This window comes from Pseudomonas sp. P5_152 (assembly GCF_033989915.1).
Taxonomy (GTDB): Bacteria; Pseudomonadota; Gammaproteobacteria; order Pseudomonadales; family Pseudomonadaceae; genus Aquipseudomonas.
This window is the reverse complement of record NZ_JASFAH010000002.1, coordinates 1730912-1755605: the sequence shown is the minus strand read 5'-3', so window position 1 is coordinate 1755605 and position 24694 is coordinate 1730912. Positions and strand designations below refer to the sequence as shown.

Annotated in this window: 18 protein-coding genes, 1 tRNA gene and 2 pseudogenes; 4 read left to right on the top strand and 17 right to left on the bottom strand. The window is 61.8% G+C overall.

Annotation, left to right across the window (positions count from 1 at the left end; translation table 11 throughout):
• Positions 1-52 precede the first annotated feature (52 nt).
• Both QMK50_RS07845 and nadA read left to right on the top strand, forming a co-directional pair.
• Positions 53-128: transfer RNA gene (locus QMK50_RS07845), tRNA-Lys, on the top strand.
• 273 nt (positions 129-401) lie between these two features.
• Entirely contained in the window at positions 402-1460 is a 1059-nt protein-coding gene (gene nadA / locus QMK50_RS07840) for a quinolinate synthase NadA (RefSeq protein WP_095165666.1), read from the top strand.
• A gap of 74 nt (positions 1461-1534) precedes the next feature.
• Here nadA and QMK50_RS07835 read toward each other — a convergent pair whose 3' ends face one another.
• From QMK50_RS07835 to arcD (QMK50_RS07780), 12 genes are all read right to left on the bottom strand, one after another.
• Positions 1535-2023, bottom strand: coding sequence for an RDD family protein (locus QMK50_RS07835; protein ID WP_095165665.1), 489 nt, complete (start codon positions 2021-2023; stop codon positions 1535-1537).
• Positions 2024-2120: 97 nt separating this feature from the next.
• A complete protein-coding gene (locus tag QMK50_RS07830; RefSeq protein ID WP_003175786.1) occupies positions 2121-2333 on the bottom strand; it encodes a cold-shock protein in 213 nt (70 codons plus the stop codon).
• A 401-nt stretch (positions 2334-2734) separates the two neighbouring features.
• Positions 2735-3859 carry a glycine cleavage system aminomethyltransferase GcvT gene (gene gcvT / locus QMK50_RS07825; protein WP_320332895.1) on the bottom strand — a complete coding sequence of 375 codons (1125 nt, stop codon included), beginning with the start codon at positions 3857-3859 and terminating at the stop codon, positions 2735-2737.
• 42 nt (positions 3860-3901) lie between these two features.
• Positions 3902-5278 carry an L-serine ammonia-lyase gene (locus tag QMK50_RS07820; RefSeq protein WP_095165661.1) on the bottom strand — a complete coding sequence of 459 codons (1377 nt, stop codon included), beginning with the start codon at positions 5276-5278 and terminating at the stop codon, positions 3902-3904.
• 204 nt (positions 5279-5482) lie between these two features.
• A complete protein-coding gene (gcvP, locus tag QMK50_RS07815; protein ID WP_320332894.1) occupies positions 5483-8335 on the bottom strand; it encodes an aminomethyl-transferring glycine dehydrogenase in 2853 nt (950 codons plus the stop codon).
• 11 nt (positions 8336-8346) lie between these two features.
• On the bottom strand, positions 8347-8730 hold the full coding sequence (gcvH, locus tag QMK50_RS07810) for a glycine cleavage system protein GcvH (protein ID WP_320332893.1): 384 nt from the start codon (positions 8728-8730) through the stop codon (positions 8347-8349).
• A gap of 1264 nt (positions 8731-9994) precedes the next feature.
• Positions 9995-11503 carry a sigma-54-dependent transcriptional regulator gene (locus tag QMK50_RS07805; RefSeq protein WP_095169845.1) on the bottom strand — a complete coding sequence of 503 codons (1509 nt, stop codon included), beginning with the start codon at positions 11501-11503 and terminating at the stop codon, positions 9995-9997.
• A 123-nt stretch (positions 11504-11626) separates the two neighbouring features.
• The gene (locus tag QMK50_RS07800) at positions 11627-11989 is read right to left on the bottom strand and encodes a DUF5064 family protein (protein ID WP_095169844.1); all 363 of its coding nucleotides are present in this window, start codon (positions 11987-11989) and stop codon (positions 11627-11629) included.
• A 12-nt stretch (positions 11990-12001) separates the two neighbouring features.
• The gene (arcC, locus tag QMK50_RS07795) at positions 12002-12931 is read right to left on the bottom strand and encodes a carbamate kinase (RefSeq protein ID WP_095169843.1); all 930 of its coding nucleotides are present in this window, start codon (positions 12929-12931) and stop codon (positions 12002-12004) included.
• Between the two features lie 168 nt (positions 12932-13099).
• A complete protein-coding gene (locus QMK50_RS07790) occupies positions 13100-14110 on the bottom strand; it encodes an ornithine carbamoyltransferase (protein ID WP_095169842.1) in 1011 nt (336 codons plus the stop codon).
• A gap of 68 nt (positions 14111-14178) precedes the next feature.
• On the bottom strand, positions 14179-15435 hold the full coding sequence (gene arcA / locus QMK50_RS07785; RefSeq protein ID WP_095169841.1) for an arginine deiminase: 1257 nt from the start codon (positions 15433-15435) through the stop codon (positions 14179-14181).
• A 37-nt stretch (positions 15436-15472) separates the two neighbouring features.
• Positions 15473-16900, bottom strand: coding sequence for an arginine-ornithine antiporter (gene arcD, locus QMK50_RS07780; protein ID WP_095169840.1), 1428 nt, complete (start codon positions 16898-16900; stop codon positions 15473-15475).
• Positions 16901-17334: 434 nt separating this feature from the next.
• On the opposite strand from arcD (QMK50_RS07780), the gene arcD (QMK50_RS07775) reads away from it, so the two are divergent.
• A complete protein-coding gene (arcD, locus tag QMK50_RS07775) occupies positions 17335-18762 on the top strand; it encodes an arginine-ornithine antiporter (RefSeq protein ID WP_159997617.1) in 1428 nt (475 codons plus the stop codon).
• Entirely contained in the window at positions 18759-19637 is an 879-nt protein-coding gene (locus QMK50_RS07770; RefSeq protein WP_320332892.1) for a DNA-3-methyladenine glycosylase, read from the top strand. Before arcD (QMK50_RS07775) ends, QMK50_RS07770 begins: the two co-directional genes overlap by 4 nt.
• Positions 19638-19813: 176 nt before the next feature.
• Here the strand turns inward: QMK50_RS07770 and QMK50_RS07765 are convergent, their stop codons facing one another.
• The 5 genes and pseudogenes from QMK50_RS07765 to QMK50_RS07750 all read right to left on the bottom strand — a co-directional run bounded on the left by QMK50_RS07765 (position 19814) and on the right by QMK50_RS07750 (position 24683).
• Positions 19814-21160: a CoA transferase gene (locus QMK50_RS07765; RefSeq protein ID WP_320332891.1), complete on the bottom strand. Its 1347-nt coding sequence runs from the start codon at positions 21158-21160 to the stop codon at positions 19814-19816.
• 56 nt (positions 21161-21216) lie between these two features.
• Positions 21217-21747, bottom strand: a pseudogene (locus QMK50_RS27355) (methyl-accepting chemotaxis protein); the annotation flags it as partial.
• Positions 21748-22122: 375 nt separating this feature from the next.
• Positions 22123-23214: pseudogene (locus tag QMK50_RS27350) on the bottom strand (chemotaxis protein); the annotation flags it as partial.
• Between the two features lie 294 nt (positions 23215-23508).
• A complete protein-coding gene (locus QMK50_RS07755) occupies positions 23509-23904 on the bottom strand; it encodes a YbaN family protein (RefSeq protein WP_095169835.1) in 396 nt (131 codons plus the stop codon).
• A 170-nt stretch (positions 23905-24074) separates the two neighbouring features.
• Complete coding sequence (locus QMK50_RS07750; RefSeq protein WP_320332889.1) at positions 24075-24683, bottom strand: biliverdin-producing heme oxygenase; 609 nt, start codon at positions 24681-24683, stop codon at positions 24075-24077.
• Positions 24684-24694: the final 11 nt, after the last annotated feature.

Genomic DNA, 24694 nt, shown 5'->3' with positions numbered 1-24694 from the left:
TTAGGTGTTGAATAGTCCTTAAAAATCAGTATTATACGCACCACAACGAAGCGGGTCGTTAGCTCAGTTGGTAGAGCAGTTGGCTTTTAACCAATTGGTCGTAGGTTCGAATCCCACACGACCCACCATATTTGGCGGTTTAGAAAATCCGGAAGGCCCACGCAAGTGAGGATTTCCGGGTTTTTTTTTGCCTGCGATTCCTGTCTCGGGCAATCGCAATGCTTGCACCGCGCGCCTGGGTGCAGAATGATCTTTTGCATCTCGGGGATATTCTGTAGCCTTGCGCAGCTTCAACGCTGTCCGTGCCTGATGAATACTCACTCTCCCGGCGGTACCCTGATCGGTCCGGAGCCGGGTGTATACTCGACTTTCGCGCGAAAGCGCCCGCAGGTCTTGCGATCATGACGCAAATTTCCGAACGCCTTCTGGTTCAAGCCCACCTCGACGCCAAGCAGCCCAAGCCGCTGACCGCCGCAGAGGAGGCCCATTACCGCGCCGCCATCGCCGCCGAGCTCAAGGCTCAGGACGCGGTGCTGGTTGCTCACTTCTATTGCGACCCGATCATTCAGGCGTTGGCCGAAGAAACCGGCGGCTGTGTTTCCGATTCCCTGGAAATGGCCCGGTTCGGCAATGCGCACCCGGCCAAGACCGTGGTGGTAGCCGGCGTGAAGTTCATGGGGGAGACCGCGAAGATCCTCAACCCGGAAAAACGCGTGCTGATGCCGACCCTGGAAGCGACCTGCTCGCTGGACCTGGGTTGCCCGGTCGACGAGTTTTCGGCGTTCTGCGACCAGCACCCGGAACGCACCGTGGTGGTGTATGCCAACACCTCGGCGGCGGTCAAGGCGCGGGCGGACTGGGTGGTGACCTCCAGTTGTGCACTGGAGATTGTAGAAAGCCTGATGGACAACGGCGAGACGATCATCTGGGGCCCGGACAAGCACTTGGGTACCTACATCCAGCGCAAGACCGGCGCCGACATGCTGCTCTGGGACGGTGCCTGCATCGTCCATGAAGAGTTCAAGGCCAAGCAGCTCGAAGACATGAAGGCGCTGTACCCGGACGCTGCGATCCTGGTGCACCCGGAATCGCCGACGGCGGTGATCGAGTTGGCCGACGCGGTGGGTTCCACCAGCCAGTTGATCGCAGCAGCACAGAGCCTGCCGCACAAGACGCTGATCGTGGCCACCGATCGCGGGATTTTCTACAAGATGCAGCAGCTGTGCCCGGACAAGGTGTTTATCGAAGCCCCTACGGCCGGCAACGGCGCGGCCTGCCGCAGTTGCGCGCATTGCCCCTGGATGGCGATGAACACCCTGGAGCGCACGCTACAGTGCCTGCGTGAGGGTTCGGGGGAGATCTTCGTCGAGCCGGCGCTGATCCCACAGGCGATTCGCCCGTTGAAGCGCATGCTCGACTTCACGGCGGCTGCGCGGATGAAGCTCGCCGGCAACGCCTGAGGTCTGTCAGCTAGGCACACACAACCTGTGGGAGCGAGCAAGCTCGCTCCCACAGTGGTTTTCGTACGGCTGAATTACTTGGTTTTCTTCGGGACTCGAACCAACTGGCTATTGGAGTACATGTCGTGCCAGCTGCGCTGCTGTTTGTCGAACAGTGTCCAGAAGAAGCCCAGGCCGGCGCACAGCAGTGACGCAATCGATACCACGAAGCGCAGTAAGGCCTGCCACAGGCTGATGGCCGAACCGTCGGCGTTCTGCACGCGGATGCACCACACCTGCATGCCCAGGGTTTGGCCGGAGTAGGTCCAGAACTTGGCAAAAAAACCGAACAGCACAAACAGCAATACGGTGGAGAGCAAGGGGTCGCCATCCAGTGCGCCGGCATCGGTCAACGCACGCATCCGCTCCTCGCCGATGATTGCCATCTGCACCATCTTGTAGAGGCCGCCGGTGACGATCATCAGGGCAGTGCACAACAGGAAATCGTAGAACATCGCTGCCAGGCGACGCCCCAGGCCGGCGACGGGGAATTCACCCTGGGGGCTTAGCAGGCGTTTCGACATGGAGTGGCTCTCGATTGAAAAAAGAAGCCATTTTACGGGTTTGCGCGCACAAAAAAGCCCCTGATGTCAGCATCAGGGGCTTTTTCGTTACAGAAGATTAGGCTTCTGCTTGAACTTCGTCAGCCTGCATGCCTTTTTGGCCCTGCACCGCAACGAAGGTCACTTTCTGGCCTTCTTTCAGGCTCTTGAAACCGTTGCCCTGGATGGCACGGAAATGCACGAACAGATCCGGGCCGCTTTCTGGAGTGATAAAACCAAAACCTTTTTCGTCGTTAAACCACTTGACGGTGCCGCTCTGACGTTGGGACATTTCTTATTTCCTTTGACGCAAAAAATTGATGACAGCCTCTTTCTCATGAAAGAGTACTGGGGCTGGTTGCAGGAAAGAAGAAGACGTAGAACGGGTGTAGCAAACTTGTTGGCTACTGCCCAGGTCACGATTCCAAGCGACCCATGCAAACACAGTGGACAAACTCTACGCCAACTACGGCAGAAAAAACAAGCCCCCCTGCAAGCCTTGTATAGCTAGGCCTGTGGCGGTTTTTGGGCTTTCCTATGGTGCTTATTCGATAGACTCGTTCAATTGTTTTCGATTGTTATAAGGTAAGTTCAAAATCGAAGCTTAGAGTCAAAAAACTGCACTATTTTATGGCAGTTGCGTTACAGATTAGTGCACTGTTACGCAACTGCGTTACTTATCGAAACAGTCAATCAACCACGATAGTAGCGTTGTGGAACGAATGGCATTTTGCTTACAAGCAATGGCACCTGTTTGCCGCGTACGATCGCCCAGACCTGGGTATCGAGTGCCAGGTAGGCGCTGTCCAGGTAGCCCATCGCCAATGGACCGCCGAGGGAAGGGCCGAAACCACCGCTGCAGACGCCGCCGATGATTTCGCCGGCGGCGTTGACGATTTCTGCGCCCTCACGCACCGGAGTGCGTTCCTGGGGTAGCAGGCCGACACGTTTGCGGCTGACACCGTTTTGTTGCTGGGCGAAGATCGTTTCGGCTCCGGGGAATCCACCGGCACGCGCGCCATCGGCACGGCGTGGCTTGGAGATGGCCCACAGCAGGCTGGCTTCGATCGGGGTGGTGGCGCTGTTCATGTCATGGCCATACAGGCACAGGCCGGCTTCCAGGCGCAGCGAGTCACGCGCGCCGAGGCCGATGGCGGCCACTTCCGGCTCGGCCAGCAGGGCGCGGGCCAGGGTCTGGGCATTGGCGGCGGGCACGGAGATCTCGAAACCGTCTTCGCCGGTGTAGCCCGAGCGACTGACAAAGCACTCGACCCCCAGCAGGGACACGCGGGTGAACTGCATAAAGGTCATCTGCGCCACCTGCGGCGCCAGGCGGGCGAGCACGGTCACCGCTGCCGGGCCTTGCAGGGCGAGCAGGGCGCGTTCCTCGAACAGCGGCTCGATCTGGCACTGATCGCCCAGATGCTGGCGCAGGTGAGCCAGGTCCTGGTCCTTGCAGGCCGCATTGACCACCAGGAACAGTTCGTCGTTGCCCAGGTTGGCGACCATCAGGTCGTCGAGGATGCCGCCTTGCTCGTTGGTGAACATGGCGTAGCGCTGCATGCCCACCGGCAGGTCGATGATGTCCACCGGCACCAGGGTTTCCAGGGCCTTGGCCGCATTGGCGCCGGTCAGGCGGATCTGCCCCATGTGCGAGACATCGAACAGCCCGGCCTGCTCACGGCAGTGCAGGTGTTCTTTCATCACGCCCAATGGGTACTGCACCGGCATGTCGTAGCCGGCGAACGGCACCATGCGCGCGCCCAATTCGATGTGCAGTGCGTGCAGCGGGGTTTTCGACAGGGTTTCGGTGGACATATTCAGCTCCTGAAAAAGTCAGCGGATGCGGGGGAGCACGCATCAGCATTCGATAATGTTGACGGCCAAACCGCCACGGGCGGTTTCCTTGTATTTGCTTTTCATGTCGGCACCGGTCTGGCGCATGGTGCGGATCACCTTGTCGAGGGAGACGAAGTGCTGACCGTCGCCACGCAAGGCCATGCGCACCGCGTTGATGGCCTTGACCGAGCCCATGGCGTTACGCTCGATGCATGGCACCTGGACCAGGCCACCAATGGGGTCGCAGGTCAGGCCAAGGTTGTGTTCCATGCCGATCTCGGCGGCGTTTTCGACTTGCTGGACACTGCCGCCCAGTACTTCGCACAGAGCCCCGGCAGCCATCGAGCAGGCCACGCCGACTTCACCCTGGCAGCCGACTTCGGCCCCGGAGATCGAGGCGTTTTCCTTGTACAGGATGCCGATGGCCGCGGCGGTGAGCAGAAAGCGCACCACACCGTCTTCGCTGGCACCTGGAATGAAGCGCATGTAGTAATGCAGGACGGCCGGGACGATACCGGCCGCGCCGTTGGTGGGGGCCGTGACCACGCGCCCGCCGTTGGCGTTTTCTTCGTTGACCGCCAGGGCATACAGGTTGACCCAGTCCAGCACCGACAGCGGGTCGCGCAGTGACGACTCCGGGTTCTTGCACAGTTGCCGGTGCCAGGCCGCCGCACGGCGCTTGACCTTGAGCCCGCCCGGCAGGATGCCTTCGTTGCGACAACCGGCATCGACGCAGTCCTGCATCACTTGCCAGATCTTCAGCAGCCCGGCGCGGGTTTCAGCCTCGGGGCGCCAGGCGCTTTCGTTGGTGAGCATGACCTGGCTGATCGACAAACCGTAGGTGGTGCAATGCCCGAGCAAGTCCTTGGCGCTTTTGAACGGGAAGGTCAGTGGCGTGGCGTCCTCGACGATCCGGTCAGCGCCGGCGGCGTCTTCGTCGACCACAAAACCGCCACCGACCGAGTAGTACTCGCGGCTGCGGATTTGCAGGCCGGCGGTATCGAAGGCGCGAAAGATCATGCCGTTGGGGTGATAGGCCAGTGGCTTGCGAATCATCGCCAGGTGCAGCTTTTCATTGAAGTCGATCGGGTGCTCGCCGAGCAGGTTCAAGCGCCCGCTGCTGCGAATGTCGTGCAGGCGCGCAGCGATGTTCTCGGTGTTTACGGTGTCCGGGTGTTCGCCTTCCAGGCCGAGCAACACTGCCTTGTCACTACCGTGGCCCTTGCCGGTGGCGCCGAGTGAGCCATACAGCTCGACCTTGACGCAGGTGGTGACCGCCAGCAGGTTGTCCCGCCGCAGACCTTCGACAAACCGCGCAGCGGCACGCATCGGGCCGACGGTGTGGGAGCTGGAAGGGCCGATACCAATCTTGAACAGGTCGAACACACTTAACGACATGGTTGTTCTCCGGTTTCTTGTTATGAGGGGCGGCACAGATTCTGAGAACTGGCACTGATCCATGTGGGAGCGAGCTTGCTCGCGATAGCGGTCGTTCAGTCGACATCCGGCGAATGTCAGTCCGTCATCGCGAGCAAGCTCTCTCCCACAGGGTTTTGTGATGTCCTTTAGAAGTGGGGCGAGTAAACCCGCCCCCTCATTGGGTTAAGCGTAGCTTTCGATCGACGGGCAGGCGCAGATCAGGTTGCGGTCGCCAAACACGTTGTCGACCCGGCCAACCGGTGGCCAGTACTTGCCTTCGATCAACGACGCCACTGGGTACACCGCCTGTTCACGGCTGTAGGGGTGAGTCCACTCGCCGACGATTTCCGCTGCGGTGTGCGGGGCGTTTTTCAGCGGGTTGTCGTCCTTGTCCAGGGTGCCGTTTTCCACCGCGCGAATTTCTTCGCGGATGCGGATCATGGCGTCGCAGAAGCGGTCCAGTTCTTCCTTGGATTCACTTTCGGTCGGCTCGATCATCAGCGTGCCGGCCACCGGGAACGACATGGTTGGGGCGTGGAAACCGAAGTCGATCAGGCGCTTGGCGACGTCATCGACGCTGATGCCGCTGCTGTCTTTCAGCGGGCGCAGGTCGAGGATGCATTCGTGGGCCACCAGGCCGTTGCTGCCGGTGTACAGCACTGGGTAGTGCTCTTCCAGGCGGCGGGAGATGTAGTTGGCATTGAGGATCGCCAACTGCGAAGCACGCTTGAGGCCGGCGCCGCCCATCATGCGAATGTACATCCAGGTGATCGGCAGAATGCTGGCGCTGCCGAACGGTGCGGCGCAGACCGCGCCTTCCTTGCGTTCCATGGCGGCGTGGCCGGGCAGGAACGGGGTCAGGTGCGACTTGACGCCGATCGGGCCGACGCCCGGACCGCCACCGCCGTGGGGGATGCAGAAGGTCTTGTGCAGGTTCAGGTGGGACACGTCGCCACCGAACTTGCCCGGGGCGCAGAGGCCGACCATGGCGTTCATGTTGGCGCCGTCGATGTACACCTGGCCGCCGTTGTCATGAATGATCCCGCAGATTTCGCGGATGCCTTCCTCGAACACGCCGTGGGTGGACGGGTAGGTGATCATCAAGGCCGCCAAGTGCTCGCGGTGTTCGATGGCCTTGGCGCGCAGGTCTTCGATGTCGACGTTGCCGCGGGCATCGCAGGCGGTCACGACCACACGCATGCCGGCCATGTTGGCGGTGGCCGGGTTGGTGCCGTGGGCGGAGGAGGGGATCAGGCAGATGTCGCGGCGATCATCGCCACGGCTCTGGTGGTAGGCGCGGATCGCCAGCAGGCCGGCGTACTCGCCCTGGGAGCCGGCGTTCGGTTGCAGGGAGATCGCATCGTAACCGGTGGCGGCGCAGAGCATCGCCTCCAGCTCATCGGTCAGTTGCTGGTAGCCGGCACTTTGCTCGGCCGGGGCGAACGGGTGCAGTGCGCCGAACTCGGCCCAGGTCACCGGGATCATTTCGCTGGCGGCGTTGAGTTTCATGGTGCACGAACCCAGCGGGATCATGGTGCGGTCGAGTGCCAGGTCCTTGTCGGCCAGCTTGCGCAGGTAGCGCATCAGCTCGGTTTCCGAGTGGTAACGGTTGAACACCGGGTGGCTGAGGATTGGCGATTGACGAACCAGGGCGGCCGGGATGGTGCTTTGCACGGCGGCGGCGAGGGCAGCGAAGTCCGGTAGGGTCTTGCCGTCGGCCAGCAATGCCCAGAGGTTTTCCACGTCGGCTTGCGAGGTGGTTTCGTCGAGGGACAGGCCCAGGCGCTCGGCGTCGATCACCCGCAGGTTGATCCGCTGCGCCCGCGCCTTGTCGTGCAGTTGGGCGGTGTTGGCGCCGGTGTTGAGGGTCAGGGTGTCGAAGAAATGCGCTTGTTCGACAACCAGGCCCAGGGCGTTCAAGCCCTTGGCCAGGATCGCGCTCAGGTGATGAATACGCTGGGCGATCTGGGTCAGGCCCTGCGGGCCGTGGTACACGGCGTACATGCTGGCGATGTTGGCCAGCAGTACTTGGGCGGTGCAGATGTTGCTGGTGGCTTTCTCGCGGCGGATATGTTGCTCGCGGGTCTGCATCGCCAGGCGCAGGGCCGGCTTGCCGAAGCGGTCGACCGAGACACCGACCAGACGGCCCGGCATGTCGCGCTTGAACGCATCTTTAGTGGAGAAGTACGCCGCGTGCGGGCCACCGAAGCCCAGCGGTACACCAAAGCGCTGCGCGCTGCCGATGGCGACGTCGGCACCAAACTCGCCCGGCGGAGTCAGCAGAGTCAGAGCCAGCAGGTCGGCCGCTACGGCGACCAGGGCATTGGCGGCGTGGAAGCGCTCGGTCAGCTCGCGGTAGTCGAACAGGTCGCCGTTGCTGGCCGGGTATTGCAGCAGCGCGCCGAAGAAGGGCGTCACGTCGCTCAGTTCACGTTCGTCGCCCACCACTACGTCGATCCCCAGCGGCTCGGCACGGGTGCGCAGCACGTCGAGGGTTTGCGGGTGGCAATGCACGGAGGCGAAGAAGGCGTGGCTGCCTTTGTTCTTGCTCAGGCGCTTGCAGAAGGTCATGGCCTCGGCAGCGGCGGTTGCTTCGTCGAGCAGCGAGGCGTTGGCGATCGGCAGGCCGGAGAGGTCGCTGATCAGGGTCTGGAAGTTCAGCAGGGCTTCCAGGCGACCCTGGGAGATTTCTGGCTGGTACGGGGTGTAGGCGGTGTACCAGGCCGGGTTTTCCAGGAGGTTGCGCAGGATCGGCGATGGCGTGTGGCAGTTGTAGTAGCCCTGGCCGATGTAGGTCTTGAACAGTTGGTTCTTGCCGGCGATGGACTTGATCAAGGCCAGGGCATCGGCTTCACTCAGGCCGTCTTCCAGGCCAAGCACGCTGGTGCCCTTGATGCTGTCGGGAATGACGCTGGCGCTCAGGGCTTCCAGGGAGTCGAAGCCCAGGCTATTGAGCATGGCTTGCTCGTCGCCGGCGCGCGGGCCGATGTGGCGGGCGATGAATTCGTTGGCAGTGGTCAGGCTTGCTTGAGTCATGTCAGCGCTCCTCAGGCTTGCGCGTTGGCTTTGATCAGACGCTCGTAGGCGTCTTGATCCAGCAGTTTGGCGACAGCCGATGCATCGGTTGGCTGGAAGCGGAAGAACCAGCCTTCGCCCAGCGGATCTTCATTGACCAGTTCAGGGCTGCTGTCCAGCGCCGGGTTCACTTCCAGCACTTCACCGTCCAGCGGCATGTACACGCCGCTTGCGGCTTTTACCGATTCCACGGTGGCGGCTTCAGCGCCTTTGTCGTAGGACTGCAGCTCAGGCAGTTGTACGAAAACCACGTCGCCCAGAGCATTCTGGGCGAAGGCGGTGATGCCGACTGTAACGCTGCCGTCAGCTTCGGTACGCAGCCATTCGTGATCTTCAGTAAAACGCAACTCGCTCATGGAAACTCCTCAGGGGCCAGACAGGTCTGGTGGACGCGATGGAATGCTCGGGCATAGCCCTGCTTTATGGAGGGTTACCTAGCAAAATCGCGGCCAGTATTTTTTATTTGTTACTAATCAATAGGTTACGGATTATTGCGAGAAGGGGAACAAGCGCAGCTGTAGCGATATCGCTACAGTCTGACACGAGGAAAAAAGCCCATGAGGATCAAAGCCTTGCACAATGCTGGCGGAAAGCCTGTGTAGCGATATCGTTCCGCTGTAGCGCTTTCAGTACAGGTGGAGGTCGCTTTTGCGGTAGGTGATCTATGGGGGCAATGGTTGCCATCGATGACACGCCAAGCTTGATTCAACGCGGTGTCCTTGCGTCCATCGCGGGCAAGCCCGCTCCCACCCTGGTGGGTGTATGCAGGGGTTCAATCACTGTGGGGGTGGGCTTGCCCGCGATGAGCATAGGTATAAGACCGAGTACATATCCATTCTTGCGGTAACGGCCTCCTATGGTTCCGCCTGACGGCGGCTCACTTTTGAACAGCGCAAAAGTAAGCAAAACGCTCTTACCCCACCACTCGGCACCTCGCTTAGGCTCGGTGTTCCCTCACTCCGGCTTGAATCCGTGGGCCGCCGCCACGCGCCATCCCTGGCGCGGGGCGGCTAACCCGGCGTCCTGCCGGGTTACCCACGGCTTCAAGCCTGCGTTCGGCCAGCGTGGTTAACGGGGCGCCCAGGATCAAGAGCCAGAGCCAGAGCCAGAGCCAAAGCGAAAGCAAAAGCCAGATCAAAAGATGGCTGACTTCGTCAGCGTCTTAGGAAGTAGAAGCTACACCGCACATGCCCCAGCGATCAGGTCGGCTTTCAGGCCGCCTCGTTTTGTTTTTGATCCTGGGCGCCCCGTTAACCACGCTGGCCGGAGTCCGATATTGATTTGGGGGGTAAACCGGCAGGACGCCGGTTTAGCCGCACTGGGCCAGGGAGGGCCCATTGCGGCGGCCCCCAAATCAATGTCGGAGTACGGGCATGCCGAGCCTAAGCGAGGCACCGAGTGGTGGGGTATGTACGCGTTTTGCTTACTTTTGCGCTGTTCAAAAGTGAGCCGCCGTCAGGCGGAACCATAGGAGGCCGTTACCGCAAAAATGGATATGCACGCGGTCTAATCCAACATCCCTGACGGCCCACAGGTGCAACGTCGCACCACAGTTGTGTAGATACCTATGCCGCGATGAGGCAGTCCAACATTTGCGGCAGTTCACATAAGGAGTTGTATTCAGGCCTTGCCGGGAATCCCGTACTTGCGCAGCCGATGGGCGATGGCGGTGTGGGAGGTCTGCAGGCGGCTGGCCAGTTGGCGGGTCGAGGGATAGTTGACGTAGAGCTTTTCCAGCAGGCATTTCTCGAAGCTTTCCATGGCCTGCTCCAGGCTGTCGACCTCGCTGTCGCTCTGGCGCGCCACCGAGGTGCCGGCGATGTCCAGGTCGCCGATGTCCACCAGGCTGCTTTCGCAAATGGCCGCGGCGCGGAAGATCACGTTCTGCAACTGGCGCACATTCCCTGGCCAACGATTGCCGAGCAGGGCCGGGTAGGTGCCGGGCGCCAGGCGGCAGACCGGACGCTGGATCTGCGCACAGGCCTGCTGCATGAAGTAGCGAGCCAGCAGCAGAATGTCCTGGCCGCGCTCGCGCAATGGCGGGACTTCGACGTTGAGCACATTGAGGCGGTAGAACAGGTCTTCGCGAAAGGTCCCCTCGCTGACCATCTTCTCCAGGTCGCGGTGGGTCGCGCTGAGGATCCGCACGTTGACCTTGACCTCACGGTCCCCGCCCACCCGGCGAAAGCTGCCATCGTTGAGAAACCGCAGGAGCTTGGCCTGCAGATACGGCGACATCTCGCCAATCTCGTCGAGAAACACCGTGCCCTGGTTGGCCAGTTCCATCAGCCCCGGCTTACCACCGCGCTGGGCGCCGGTAAAGGCACCGGGGGCGTAGCCGAACAGTTCGCTTTCGGCGAGGTTTTCCGGCAAGGCCGCACAGTTCAACGCCAGGAACGGCGCACTGTGGCGGGCGCTGATGGCATGGCAGGCGCGGGCCACCAGTTCCTTGCCGGTGCCGGTTTCACCCTGGATCAACAGTGGCGCGTCGAGGGCGGCTACCCGCTGCGCACGGGCCTTGAGTGTGCGGATCGCCGGCGACTCGCCGAGCAAGGCATCAAAACCTTCGGCGTGATCGTGATGCAGTGCCGAGAGCTGTTCGCCGATCCGGTTGGGTGGATACAGGGTCAGCAGGGCGCCAGCGTCGGTGATCGGCGTGGCGCCCAGCAACAAGGTCTGGCCGTTGACCGTGATTTCCCGCAGCGGCAAGCGAAACCCGTGCTCCAGCAAGGTTTCCAGCAGGGCTGGGTCGGCAAACAGTTCGGCGACGTTTTCCCCGGCCGGTTCGCGGCCGTACAGGGCGATCAACGCCGGGTTGGCCAACAGAATGGTGCCGGCACTGTCGAGGGCCAGCACCGGGTCGGTCATGGCGGCCAGCAGGGCATCCAGTTGCAGGTGGCGGCGTTGTCCGGGAAGGATGTCGACCACGGTCACCGCTTGCACACCACGTACGCTGAACAAGGCATCGCGCAGTTCTTCGAGCACTTGCGGGCTCAAGGTCGGGGCGTCGATGTAGACGTTCGGCGGGACCATTTCCACCGCATCCAGGTTGAGGTTGCGCCCACCGAGCAAGGCCAGGACTTCCTGGGTGATGCCGACGCGGTCGATGAAACTGACGTGGATACGCATGGGGCGTTTGTTGGTTCTGAGGTGCGGAGGGGGGCAAGTATGCCTTGGGGCGGGCGAATGGTGAAAGCCTGCTCGCGATAGCGCTGTGTCAGTCGACAGCGCGCCATCGCGAGCGGGATGGGATTACTCGAAGTGTTCGATATTCACCGGGTCGCCGGATTTCATGTTCAGTTGCACCCGGATGTCTTCAAACATCAGGTCGTAATGCTTGTGCACCGAGCCGATCTGGCTGTGGGTCTTTGGAATGCCGTACTTCTCGGCGATCTTCGTCACGTTGTTGGCAAAGTTGTAGGCCTCCTCCTTGGGCAGGAAGAACGTCTCGCTCATGTCCTTGCCCTGAATGTTGCCATGCATGGTGAACTGGATGCCCTTGTCGCCCTTGGGGCTCTTGCTGACTTCGTAGTCGAGGTGCACGTTGTAGCTGACATCATCCGGGGTCAGTGCATGACGCTCGATGTGCAAATGACCTGGCTCAAACTTTGCCATAGACGTCTCTCCTTACAGGTAAGTAATGCCAGGTTTGGACGTGCTGATTCGGGTGCCGGCCTTGCCCTGGACGATCGCTTCGATGTCCGAGAGTGAACCGATCACCGCGACTTTTCCAGTGTTGCGCGCGAAGTCGCAGGCGGCCTGGACTTTCGGCCCCATGGAGCCAGCGGCGAAGCCGAGTTTTTCCATTTCGTCGGGGTGCGCCTGGGCGATGGCTTTCTGGGTTGGCTTGCCGAAGTCGATGAACGCCGCGCTGACGTCGGTGGCAATCACCAGCAAGTCACCTTCCAGCTGTTCGGCCAGCAGCGCCGAGCACAGGTCCTTGTCGATCACCGCTTCGATGCCCTTGAGCTTGTGGTTCTCGTCGTACATGGTCGGGATCCCGCCACCCCCGGCGCAGATCACGATGCTGCCCTTTTCCAGCAACCACTTGATCGGGCGGATTTCGAAAATACGCTTGGGTTTCGGGCTGGCCACCACGCGGCGGAACTTGTCGCCATCGGGGGCGATTGCCCAGCCTTTTTCCGCCGCCAGCGCTTGGGCTTCAGCCTTGCTGTAGACCGGGCCGATCGGCTTGGTCGGGTTCTTGAACGCCGGGTCGTTGGCGTCGACTTCAACCTGGGTCAACAGGGTTGCGAACGGCACCTCGAAGTCCAGCAGATTGCCCAGTTCCTGTTCGATGATGTAGCCGATCATGCCTTCGGTTTCAGCACCGAGCACGTCCAGCGGGTAGGGAGAAACGGAGGTGTAGGCGGCTGCCTGCAGCGACAGCAGGCCGACTTGCGGGCCATTGCCGTGAGCGATCACCAGTTGATTGCCGGGGTGGATCTTGGCGATCTGTTCGGTGGCGATCCGGATGTTGGCGCGTTGATTGTCTGCCGTCATGGGTTCACCACGACGTAGGAGGGCGTTACCGCCCAGAGCAACGACGATACGCATAATGCAGTCCTTCTTCGAAGAGATATAAGCCGGTACGCGGTCCCCTGCAGGAGCGAGCTTGCTCGCGATAGCATCACCAAGGTCTGTCAGAAGCACCGGGGTGCTGCCATCGCAGGCAAGCCAGCTCCCACATTGACTGTGTCCAGTCAGTGGGAGCCGAGTGAGCTGTTACAGATCAGCCAGGGTCGATACCAGGATCGCCTTGATCGTGTGCATGCGGTTTTCCGCTTGCTCGAAGGCGATGCAGGCTGGCGACTCGAACACGTCATCGGTCACTTCGATGCCATTGGCCAGGTGCGGATACTGCTCGGCAATCTGCTTGCCGATCTTGGTATCGCTGTTGTGGAAGGCTGGCAGGCAGTGCATGAACTTGGTGCGTGGGTTGCCGGTGGCTTTCATCAGCTCGGCGTTGACCTGGTACGGCAGCAGTTGCTGGATCCGTTCGGCCCAGGCTTCGACAGGCTCGCCCATCGATACCCAGACGTCGGTGTGGATGAAGTCCACGCCCTTGACCGCGGCTTTCGGGTCTTCGGTCAGGGTGATGCGGGCGCCACTTTCTTCCGCGTATTTTTTGCAGCGAGCCACCAGGTCGTCGAGAGGCCACAGGGCTTTGGGTGCGCAGATGCGTACGTCCATGCCGAGCTTGGCGCCGACCAGCAGCAGCGAGTTGCCCATGTTGTTGCGCGCGTCGCCCAGGTAGGCGTAGCTGATCTCGTGGATCGGCTTGTCGGCGTGTTCACGCATGGTCAGCACGTCGGCGATCATCTGGGTCGGGTGGTATTCATCGGTCAGGCCGTTGAACACCGGTACGCCGGCGAACTTCGCCAGTTCTTCGACGATTTCCTGCTTGAAGCCACGGTATTCGATGGCGTCGTACATGCGCCCCAGTACGCGGGCGGTGTCCTTCATGCTTTCTTTGTGGCCGATCTGCGAGGAGTTCGGGTCGATGTAGGTGACGTTGGCGCCCTGGTCATAAGCGGCCACTTCGAACGCGCAGCGGGTGCGGGTCGAGGTTTTTTCGAAGATCAGCGCGATGTTGTTGCCTTTGAGGTGCTGCTGCTCGGTACCGGTGTACTTGGCGCGTTTGAGGTCGCGGGACAGGTCGAGCAGATAACGCAATTCGCGAGGGGTGTGGTGTTCCAGGCTCAGCAGATTGCGGTTATGAATGTTAAAAGCCATTTTGGATCTCCTTGGGTTTCGGTTATCCCCCTGGCCGCACTCGATAAGTGTCGGCCAGGGTTTATAGGTTAGTAGTCGATAGGGTCGCGGATGATCGGGCAGGTCATGCAGTGGCCGCCGCCACGGCCGCGACCGAGCTCGCCGGCGCTGATGGTGATGACCTCGATCCCGGCCTTGCGCAGCAGGGTGTTGGTGTAGGTGTTGCGGTCGTAGCCGATGACCACGCCTGGCTCCACGGCGACCACGTTGTTGCCGTCGTCCCACTGCTCGCGTTCGGCGGCGAAGCTGTTGCCGCCGGTTTCCACCACGCGCAACGCCTTGAGGTTGAGGGCCTTGGCCACGGTGTCGAGGAAACTGGTTTCCTCGCGGCGGATGTCGATGCCGCCCTGTTTGCTTTCGTCAGGTCGCAGGGTGAAGGCAACGATCTGGTTCACCACTTCCGGGAAGACCGTGACCAGGTCGCGGTCGCAGAAGCTGAACACGGTGTCCAGGTGCATGGCTGCGCGGGACTTCGGCAGGCCGGCAACGATCACTTTCTCGACGGCTTTGTTCTTGAACAGGTTCAGTGCCAGTTGGCCGATGGCCTGGCGGGACGAGCGCTCGCCCATGCCGATCAGGACCACACCGTTGCCGATCGGCATGACGTCGCCGCCTTCAAGGGTGGAGCTGCCGTGATCCAGGTCCGGGTCGCCGTACCAGATCTCGAAGTCGGCGTTGGTGAACTGAGGGTGGAACTTGTAGATGGCGGTGGTCAGCAGGGTTTCCTGGCGACGGGCCGGCCAGTACATCGGGTTCAGCGTCACGCCACCGTAGATCCAGCAGGTGGTGTCGCGGGTGAACTGGGTGTTGGGCAGCGGTGGCAGGATGAAGCTGGTGTGGCCGAGGAAGTCGCGGAACATCTGGATGGTCTTGCCACCGAAGCTGTCCGGCAGATCATCGGCGGACACGCCACCGATCAGGTACTCGGCGATGTGCCGTGGCTCCAGGCTGCGCAGCCAGGATTTCACTTCGTTGATCAGGCCCAGGCCTACCGAGTCGGCGGTGACCTTGCGTTCCAGGATCCAGTCCAGCGCTTCGGGGATGGCAACGATGTCGGTCAGCAGGTTGTGCATCTCCAGCACGTCGATCCCGCGTTCGCGCATCTTGGTAACGAAGTCGAAATGGTCACGCTTGGCTTGGGCAACCCACAGCACATCATCGAAAAGCAGTTCGTCACAGTTGTTCGGGGTCAGCCGCTGGTGGGCCAGGCCGGGGGAGCAAACCATGACTTTGCGCAGTTTGCCGGCTTCGGAATGTACGCCGTACTTAACTTTTTCCGTGGTCATTACAGTGATCCTCCAGATGACAATACAAACTTGAGTGTTACAGGGTCAGGAAGCCGTCGTAGAGCCCATAGGCCGCTACCAGCGCACCTATGACTACCGCGGCGAAAATCAGCTTCTCGACGTTGGTGAAAATCGGTTTGCCCAACTCGCGCTTGGCCTTGGCGAACAGGATCACGCCAGGGGCATAGAGCAGGGCAGAGAGCAGCAGGTACTTCAGGCCGCCGGCGTAAATCAGCCAGACCGCATAGATCAGGGCTACGGCGCCGATGAACAGGTCTTTCTTGCGTTCGGCCAGGGCGTTCTCGTAAGTCTCGCCGCGCACTGCCAACAGCAGGGCGTAGGCCGCCGACCAGAGGTAAGGCACCAGGATCATCGAGGTGGCGAGGTAGATCAGCGACAGGTAGGTACTGGCCGAGAACAGGGTGATGATCAGGAAGATCTGCACCATGGCGTTGGTCAGCCACAGGGCGTTGACCGGTACGTGGTTCTCGTTTTCCTTGCGCAGGAACTCCGGCATGGTGTGGTCTTTGGCGGCGGCGAACATGATCTCCGCACACAGCAGGACCCACGACAGCAGGGCGCCCAGCAGGGAGATGATCAAGCCAACACTGATCAGCACCGCACCCCAGTGACCCACCACGTGCTCAAGCACGGCGGCCATCGACGGGTTCTGCAGCTTGGCCAGTTCCGGTTGAGTCATGATCCCCAGCGACAGGACGTTCACCAGCACCAGGAACAGCAGCACGGTAATGAAGCCGATCACCGTGGCTTTACCCACGTCCGAGCGTTTTTCCGCACGGGAGGAGAAGATGCTCGCGCCCTCGATACCGATGAACACCCAGACGGTGACCAGCATCATGTTGCGCACCTGGTCCATCACGCTGCCCAGGTCCGGGTTCTTGATCCCCCAGATATCGGCAGTGAAGATGTCCAGTTTGAAGGCGAAAATGGCGATCAGGACAAACAGCAGCAGCGGTACAACCTTGGCCACCGTGGTCACCAGGTTGATGAACGCTGCTTCCTTGATCCCGCGCAGGACCAGGAAGTGCACCGCCCACAACAGCACAGACGCACCGATGACGGCGGCGACGGTGTTGCCTTCGCCGAAAATCGGGAAGAAGTAACCCAGGGTGCTGAACAGCAAAACGAAGTAACCGACGTTCCCCAACCAGGCACTGATCCAGTAGCCCCAGGCCGAGGAGAAACCCATGTAGTCGCCGAAACCGGCCTTGGCATAGGCGTAGACCCCGCCATCCAGATTCGGCTTGCGATTGGCCAGGGTCTGGAAGACAAAGGCCAGGGTCAACATACCGACAGCGGTGATAGCCCAGCCGATCAAAACAGCGCCGACATCGGCACTGGCGGCCATGTTCTGGGGCAAGGAAAAGATCCCGCCGCCAATCATGGAGCCGACCACAAGCGCGACCAGGGCACCTAGTCGTAGTTTTCCGGGAGATTCTGACATTGCATGACTCCAATGCAGGAGAAGTGAGTTCGCAGAGTAAATCCGCTGACGTTTCAAACAGCTGACTTAGATCAGTTCATTGCCACATTCCATTGTTGATGAATGACTTTCGTCGGTTTGTTAACGCGCTGAAAGGCCTCTCCTAGAGGCTTCCAGGTGAAACTAAAGGGAATGTATCGTATTGCAGCAAGGTATGAAGCTAGTTGGTTTTTCAGAATGTGCAAATTTTTACCGGCGGTTCTCAGTACAGAATGGATTTATCGGAAATGCTTCACAAAACTGGCAAAATCCCCCGGCGGCATAGATGAGACAGTTCTAAGCGAAGTCTGATTTTTATCCTTTACTGATAAACGTGTGGCTGCGCTGGATATTTAATTGAGTGAACACTTGTTATGGTTCGCAAACATGACAAAACGTCGATTTGAGAGGTAACGATGTCGCAACCGGCGCAAAAGCTCCGACTCAGTGCCTTGATCGCCTTGGTGGTCGGCTCGATGATTGGCGGCGGGATCTTTTCCTTGCCGCAGAACATGGCCGCCCGCGCCGATGCCGGGGCCGTGTTGATCGGCTGGGCCATCACCGCCGTGGGCATGCTGACCCTGGCCTTTGTGTTCCAGACCCTGGCCAACCGCAAGCCTGAACTGGACTCGGGGGTGTACGCCTATGCCAAGGCCGGGTTTGGCGACTACATGGGGTTCTCCTCGGCCTGGGGCTACTGGATCAGTGCCTGGCTGGGCAACGTTGGCTATTTCGTGCTGCTGTTCAGCACCCTGGGTTACTTCTTTCCGGTGTTTGGCCAGGGCAATACGCCGATTGCCATCGGCTGCGCCTCGGTGCTGCTGTGGGCGGTGCATTTCCTGGTGATGCGCGGGATCAAGGAGGCGGCGTTCATCAACCAGGTGACCACGGTGGCCAAGATCGTGCCGCTGGTGATGTTCATCGTGATTGCCGCCGTGGCGTTCAAGGCTGACATCTTTACCCGGGATATCTGGGGTCGCAGCAACCCGAACTTCGGCAGCGTGATGGACCAGGTGCGCAACATGATGCTGGTCACGGTATTCGTGTTTATCGGCATCGAAGGTGCAAGTGTGTATTCGGCCCGCGCGGAAAAACGCTCCGACGTGGGCCGGGCCACCGTCATCGGCTTTATCGGGGTGCTGGCGCTGTTGGTGCTGGTGAACGTGCTGTCACTGGGGATCATGAGTCAGCCGGAGCTGGCCAACCTGCAGAACCCTTCACTGGCGGCGGTGCTGGAGCACATTGTCGGGCCGTGGGGCGCTTTGCTGATCAGCGTCGGCCTGGCCATTTCGTTGCTTGGGGCATTGCTGTCGTGGGCGCTGCTGTGCGCCGAAATCCTGTTTGCCACGGCCCGGGACAAGACCATGCCGGCGTTCCTGAAAAAGGAAAACGCCAACCATGTACCGGTCAACGCGCTGTGGCTGACCAACGCGATGATCCAGCTGTTTCTGCTGATCACCCTGTTTTCTGCTGGTACCTACACCAGCCTGATCTACCTCGCCTCGTCGATGATCCTGGTGCCTTACTTGTGGTCGGCGGCTTACGCGGTGCTGTTGAGCGGGCGCGGTGAAACCTATGAAAACGCCTCGGGCGAGCGCACCAAGGATTTGCTGATTGGCGCGATCGCCCTGGTTTATGCGGTCTGGCTGCTGTATGCCGGTGGGGTCAAGTACCTGCTGCTGTCGGCGCTGCTGTATGCACCGGGGGTGATTCTGTTCGCCAAGGCCAAGCATGAGCAGGGCCAGCCGTTGTTCACCCATATCGAAAAAGGCATTTTCGCCTGCGTGGTTGTCGGTGCGTTGGTGGCGGCCTATGGCTTGTACAGCGGCGTGCTGAGTTTGTGAGGCTGACGCTCGACTATCAGGGGGCCTACGATTGGCCGGCGATGCTCGACTTCCTGGCGGCGCGGGCCATCGATGGGCTCGAGGTGGTTCGCTCCGGGTCGTACGCCCGCAGCTTCTGCCTGCACGGTTTGCAGGGCACGTTTGTCATCAGCCAGGCGCCGGGTCACGGCCTGGCGGTAGAGCTGGCCTATGCCGATTCGGCGGCGTTGCCGCAGATCGTGGCGCGCTTGCGGCGGATGTTCGACCTGGATGCAGACTTGCCGGCCATCCACCGGCACCTGGCCACAGACCCGCTGCTGGCGCCGTTGATTGCCCGGAGCCCGGGCTTGCGTGTGCCGGGCACCTGGGACGGCCTGGAGTTGGCGATGCGGGCGGTGCTGGGGCAGCAGATCAGTGTGGCGGCGGCGATCAGGCTGGCGGGTAAGCTGGTGGCGCAATACGGCGCGCCGCTGGTGGGGTCCGAGCCGTGGTTGCCGGGCCTGAGGCAGGTGTTTCCCGAGGCGCAGGTGTTGGCTTCGGCGGATCTGGCCACGCTGGGCATGCCCCGCAGCCGTGGGCGCACTTTGTCGGGTGTGGCCCAGGCGTTGCTGGAGAACCCTGGGCTGTTCGAGGCGCGCGAGCACCTGCCGGCGTCCGTGGCGCCGTTGCTGGCGTTATGGGGCGTGGGTGACTGGACGGCCCAGTACATTGCCTTGCGCCAGATGCGCGAGGCGGACGCGTTCCCGCCGGGGGATGTGGGGCTGCTCAAGGCGCTGGCCGCCCTCGAAGGCCAGCCAGTCAGCGCCCAGTACCTGTTGGCCCGGGCAGAAAGCTGGCGACCATACCGGGGTTATGCGGCGCAAGTGTTGTGGACGTCCTTGAGTCGGGGGGATTGAGGTGTAGCAAAGACCGGCTTCGCCGGATTGTGTGGGAGCGGGCTTGCCCGCGATGGACGTCAACGATAACGCGCAGATTCAGGATCAACGCAGCGCTCTTGAGACCATCGCGGGCAAGCCCGCTCCCACAGGATTTTTGGCTGCCAGCAGATTTTGCGGGCACCATCGCTGCCTGTTCACCACCGTGCCCGATGGGCGCCCAGTTCCCCGGCCGGCAGTGACCACTGCAGGGGCGTGCCGCTGATGGTTAGTGGCACCTGCAGTCGATTGGCCGGTCCCCAGGTTGTTTGTTCCAGCACGAGTCCCTGATCGCTGGGCTCTTCGGCACGTAGCGCCGGTTGTGGTGTGGCGGGCTGTTGCAGCAGCAGCTTCGCCGTGCGCGCCAATGACAGGCGGGCGGATCCGCCGCAGCCGCTGCCCAGGCGCTCGGTCAACAGCTTGAGACAGCTGGCCGCCATCAGGTACCCGGTGGCGTGGTCCAGGGCCTGCACCGGCAAGGGCGTCGGTTGGTCGCTGTGCTGCCAGGCCATGCCGGCTTCGGCGATGCCGGTGCTCATCTGCACCAGACTGTCGAAGCCCCGGCGATTCTGCCAGGGACCGCTCCAGCCATAGGCATTGAGGCTGACGTCGATCAGCCCCGGGGCCAGCGCCTGGCGTGCACGGGTGCCGTAGCCGAGGTTTTCCAGGGCGTCGGCGCGGTAGCCGTGGAGCAGGATGTCGGCGTCCTTGAGCAGGGCTTCAAACACCTGGCGGTCGCTGCGTTGGTGCAGGTCAAGGTGGGCGCAGCGTTTGCCCAGGGTCATTTCCGCGACCACGCCCGGCTCGTGCCAGTGGGGTGGGTCGATGCGCAGCACATCGGCGCCCAGGCCGGCGAGAAAACGACTGGCTGCGGGGCCGGCAAGGACCCGGGTCAGGTCCAGCACCCTGAGCCCCGCCAGCGGCCTCGCGACTGATCCCGACCAGGCCTGCCGGCGTTGATCCTCAAGGGGCGCCAAGTGCACCAGCGGCTCGGCATTGACCGCCAGCCCCTGGGGATGGACCTGCCATTGCTGCCAGGAGCGCATGACCGCCGCGCAGCCCCCGGCGTCGACCACCGCCTGTTCCAGATCCTCCTTGGCCCACGGCGCAACCTTGGCGGCCATCGCGCTGCGGTCGCTGCAGGCACCCAGTACTTTTTCGGCGGCGCGTCGATGATGGGCAGCATTGGTGTGCAAGCGGATCCAGCCATCGCCCGTGGCATAGTCACCGGCGAGCGGATCCCACATCGGCGGCACCTTCCAGCCCAGCGGGCGCAAGGAGGTGGCGAACCAGAAGGAGGCAAGTCGGCGATCAACTTCGAGGGTCGGTAAACGGCCGGTCTGTTGCTGCAGCAGTTCGCTGAGGGCCTGGCCGGCCACCGCAATGCTGGCGCTGGCCAGCTCGGTGACGACAAACGCCGAGGGCAGGGCGCCCTCGGCGGTGAACCGGATGGCAGTTTTCTGCAAGCCCAATGCGGCTTGCAGGGCAGTCAGCAAAGTGGTCATCGAGAGCCCTCCGAAAGAGGGCTCGAGCATAGAACAAAAGCGCTGTGGTGGAGGGCCTAAACCCGGAACTGGTCCATCAGTTTCATCTGGTGGGTGGCCAGGGAGTTGAGCTGGCTACTGATCTGCGCCGATTCGGTGGCTTGCTCGGTCAGGGTCTCGGTGACCGTGCGGATCGCCGAAACGTTGCGGTTGACCTCTTCGGCCACGGCGCTCTGCTGCTCGGCGGCACTGGCGATCTGCAGGTTCATGTCGCTGATCACCGTGACTGCCTCGCTGATCTTGCCCAGGGCCTGCACCGCTTGCTGGATCTGCCCGGCGTTGTTGTGCGCCTGGGTCTGGCTCGAATGCATGGTGGCGACCACGCCGCGGGTGCCGGTCTGGATCCGCTCGATCACCAGGCGGATCTCCTCGACCGAATCCTGGGTACGCTTGGCCAGGTTGCGCACTTCATCGGCGACCACCGCAAAGCCGCGTCCGCTTTCGCCGGCGCGAGCCGCCTCGATCGCGGCGTTGAGGGCCAGCAGGTTGGTCTGTTCGGCGATGCTACGGATCACTTCCAGCACCGAGCCGATCTGCTCGCTGTTGACGGCCAACGCTTCGACTTCGGTCACTGCCTTGCTGACTTCTTCGGCCAGTTGATTGATGTCGCGGGTGCTGCGTTCGATGATCGACATCCCGTCCCGGGCCGACTGGTCCGCGCCCCTGGCGGCGCTGGCGGCATTCGAGGCGCTGTTGGCGACGTCATGGGCGGTGGCGCTCATTTCGTTGGAGGCGGTGGCGACCTGGTCGATTTCGCGGAACTGCACCTGCATGCCTTCGCTGGTCTGGCGGGCGATTGCCGAGGACTGGTCGGCGGTGCCCCGGGCGTCGGTGATGCTTTGCTTGATCTGTGCGATGGTCGGCTGCAGTTTGTCGAGGAAGCGGTTGAACCAGCTCACCAGCTCGCCCAACTCGTCTTGCTTGCTGTAGTTCAGGCGCTGGGTCAGGTCGCCGTCGCCGCTGGCAATCGCCTTGAGCATGGTCGCCACGCTGTTGATTGGCCGGGTCACGCCGGAGGCAGTCAACCACATCAGCAGCAGGCCCAGCAGGCCGGCGCCGATGGCCACGGCCAGAGTCTTGTAGGTGCCAAGGTCCTGCGCCTCATCGAGCACCGTTTGCAGTTTCAGCGAGTCGGCCAGCAGCACGTGCCGGGGCAGGTCGATCACTACCCCCCAAGGCTTGGTGTCGGCAATCGGGCTGACCGGCAGCACCGCGCGGATCAGGTCGCCGTGCTGGAGAATTTTCGCGGTGTTGGCGTTGATCAGTTGCAGCACTTCCTTGCCATCGTTGCCCAGGGCCTCGACCAGGTTTTTCCCCAGTTTGCTGGCGTCGACGCTGTAGCCGGCCAGCGCACCGCTGCCAGACACGATCAGCATGTGCCCGGCACCGTTGAACAAGTCCCGCTGGGAGCTGAGGGCGGCGGCTTGCAGGGCGTCGAGGGAAATGTCGATACCGACCACGCCGATGGCCTTGCCATTGACCAGCAACGGCACGGAAATACTGGTCATCAGCATTTCCTTGCCGGCGACGGTGTCGGCATAGGGGTCGAGCAGGCAGGTACGCTTGCTGTCGCGGGGGCAGGTGTACCAGCTGTTGTACGGGGTGCCACTGAGATTGAGGGTGGTCTTGGTCATGTCCTCTTCGGTCATGATGGTGTTTTCCCCGGTCCCTGCGGCACGGCTCCAGTAACTGGCGAATCGCCCGGCTTCGTTGGACAGGCGAGCGGCGTCGTCGACGAAGCCCTGGTCCTGGCCGTCCAGGCCATTGGGTTCGAATGCCAGCCAGATTCCCAGGACCCCGGTGTTGCGCTCGAAAGCGCTTTTCAGGCTCTGGTTCAACTCCTCGCGCAGCGCGCCGGGATCCAGGGCGCGCTTGCCGGCCAGACGACGCAGATCAGCGATCTGGTCTGCCAGGGCGGTCACTACCAGCAGGCTTTCGCCGAAGGTCTTCTGCACCCGCACCGCCTGCTCGGCAGCCTTGGCCTGCAGCAGGTTCTCGACGGAGGCCGTGAGCATCCGGGTGCTGGAGGCGCTGACCAGTTGATCGTTCTGATTGGTCTGGTAGATGTTCATGCCGACGATCAGGCCCACCACGCCCAACAGGCACAGTCCGGACAACAGCACGATTTTCAGGCGGATGGAAAGAGAGTCGAACATGGGGCGATCTCGCGAAGGGATGACTGGTGGGCTGAGGGTCATGAGCGACCCGCTCGCCAAATCCATTCAGCGCCATGTGTGACACATCGGCTTACAAGAGCTGGGCATGAGCGACAGCCGACGAACGGTCGCTGGCGCGGCAGGGACTGGATGTCAGGAGGCTTGAGGCAGGGACTCCGGGCGCGACCAGATCCACAGGTTGCCCAGGCTCATGCCGGCGATGGCGAGGTAGATCGGCCAGCCGTGGTCGAGCATCACCAGCATCAAGCCGGCACACAGCAGCATGCTCGCGGTGGCGCTGATCTTGGCCCGACGCGCGACAATCTTGCCGTTGCGCCAGTTTTTCAGGATCGGCCCGAACAGCCGATGGTTTTCCAGCCAGGCACTCAGGCGCGGCGAACTCTTGGTCGCCGCCCAGGCGGCCAACAGGATGAATTCGGTGGTCGGCAACCCCGGCACGACAATGGCGATCAGGCCAATGCCCAGGCTGACGTAGGCCAGCAGGCCGAAGAGGATGCGCGCGAGTTTGGAGGAAGCGAGGCGAGACATGGATTATTCAGAGGTTGACCGCGAGGTTGGATCGCAAGGCTACAGGTTTGCCCTGCCCAACTGTAGGAGCCGAGCTTGCTCGCGATAACGGTGTATCAGGCGACATCTATGGTGAATGTCAGTCCGTCATCGCGAGCAAGCTCGGCTCCTACAGGAGGGCAGGGGTTCAATCAGGCCAGTTCAGGTTCGGTGGCGTAAGCCTGTTCCAGCAATACGGTGAAGCGGTTGAAGGCGTCGATGGCGCCTTTATCGACTGCGGCTTCTTCTTCGGCGCTGAATACCAGGCCGTCGAGGGTCCTGACGAAGTTTTTCCAGCCTTCGGCGCGACCACCGGCCGGCTCGCCCAGGTGGCGGGCACCGAAGGTTTCGCTCAGGCCCAGGCCTACGGCACGCTTGATCAGGAACGCGGCACCGAGTTTCGAACCTTCGGAAACGAACAGCCAGCCCAGGGCTTCAGCCTTGCTCGGCTGTTGCACGGCGCCTGCCACCGGAGCCGGGACCTGGGTGTCGAGGTCAGCCAGGTCGGCCTTGGCGGCTTCGGCGCGGCAGCGCTCTGCCAGGTCGGGGACGATGGCGATCAGTTCGGGATCGTTGTACAGCGACACCAGTTCCGACTGAAACAGGTACTGGGCCACCACAAAACGGGCGAAGTTGGCCTGGGTTTCAAACGGCGCATGGGCCTTGACCAGGGCGTCGAGCTTGGCATGGGGCTCGTGGGTGATCTGGTTCAGGCGTTGGGAACGCAGGCTCGGGCGTTGAGTAGGATCGGCAGCGGTCATGAAGAAGTCCT

Coding starts and splice junctions, on each gene's coding strand:
- QMK50_RS07830 (WP_003175786.1), bottom strand. CDS start 2,333: ATGTCCCAACGTCAGAGCGGCACCGTCAAGTGGTTTAACGACGAAAAA.
- QMK50_RS07800 (WP_095169844.1), bottom strand. CDS start 11,989: ATGGCAAAGTTTGAGCCAGGTCATTTGCACATCGAGCGTCATGCACTG.
- gcvT (WP_320332895.1), bottom strand. CDS start 3,859: ATGTCCACCGAAACCCTGTCGAAAACCCCGCTGCACGCACTGCACATC.
- arcA (WP_095169841.1), bottom strand. CDS start 15,435: ATGACCACGGAAAAAGTTAAGTACGGCGTACATTCCGAAGCCGGCAAA.
- QMK50_RS07765 (WP_320332891.1), bottom strand. CDS start 21,160: ATGACCACTTTGCTGACTGCCCTGCAAGCCGCATTGGGCTTGCAGAAA.
- QMK50_RS07755 (WP_095169835.1), bottom strand. CDS start 23,904: ATGTCTCGCCTCGCTTCCTCCAAACTCGCGCGCATCCTCTTCGGCCTG.
- QMK50_RS07750 (WP_320332889.1), bottom strand. CDS start 24,683: ATGACCGCTGCCGATCCTACTCAACGCCCGAGCCTGCGTTCCCAACGC.
- QMK50_RS07805 (WP_095169845.1), bottom strand. CDS start 11,503: ATGCGTATCCACGTCAGTTTCATCGACCGCGTCGGCATCACCCAGGAA.
- QMK50_RS07820 (WP_095165661.1), bottom strand. CDS start 5,278: ATGTCGTTAAGTGTGTTCGACCTGTTCAAGATTGGTATCGGCCCTTCC.
- gcvH (WP_320332893.1), bottom strand. CDS start 8,730: ATGAGCGAGTTGCGTTTTACTGAAGATCACGAATGGCTGCGTACCGAA.
- arcD (WP_159997617.1), top strand. CDS start 17,335: ATGTCGCAACCGGCGCAAAAGCTCCGACTCAGTGCCTTGATCGCCTTG.
- nadA (WP_095165666.1), top strand. CDS start 402: ATGACGCAAATTTCCGAACGCCTTCTGGTTCAAGCCCACCTCGACGCC.
- gcvP (WP_320332894.1), bottom strand. CDS start 8,335: ATGACTCAAGCAAGCCTGACCACTGCCAACGAATTCATCGCCCGCCAC.
- arcC (WP_095169843.1), bottom strand. CDS start 12,931: ATGCGTATCGTCGTTGCTCTGGGCGGTAACGCCCTCCTACGTCGTGGT.
- QMK50_RS07835 (WP_095165665.1), bottom strand. CDS start 2,023: ATGTCGAAACGCCTGCTAAGCCCCCAGGGTGAATTCCCCGTCGCCGGC.
- QMK50_RS07790 (WP_095169842.1), bottom strand. CDS start 14,110: ATGGCTTTTAACATTCATAACCGCAATCTGCTGAGCCTGGAACACCAC.
- arcD (WP_095169840.1), bottom strand. CDS start 16,900: ATGTCAGAATCTCCCGGAAAACTACGACTAGGTGCCCTGGTCGCGCTT.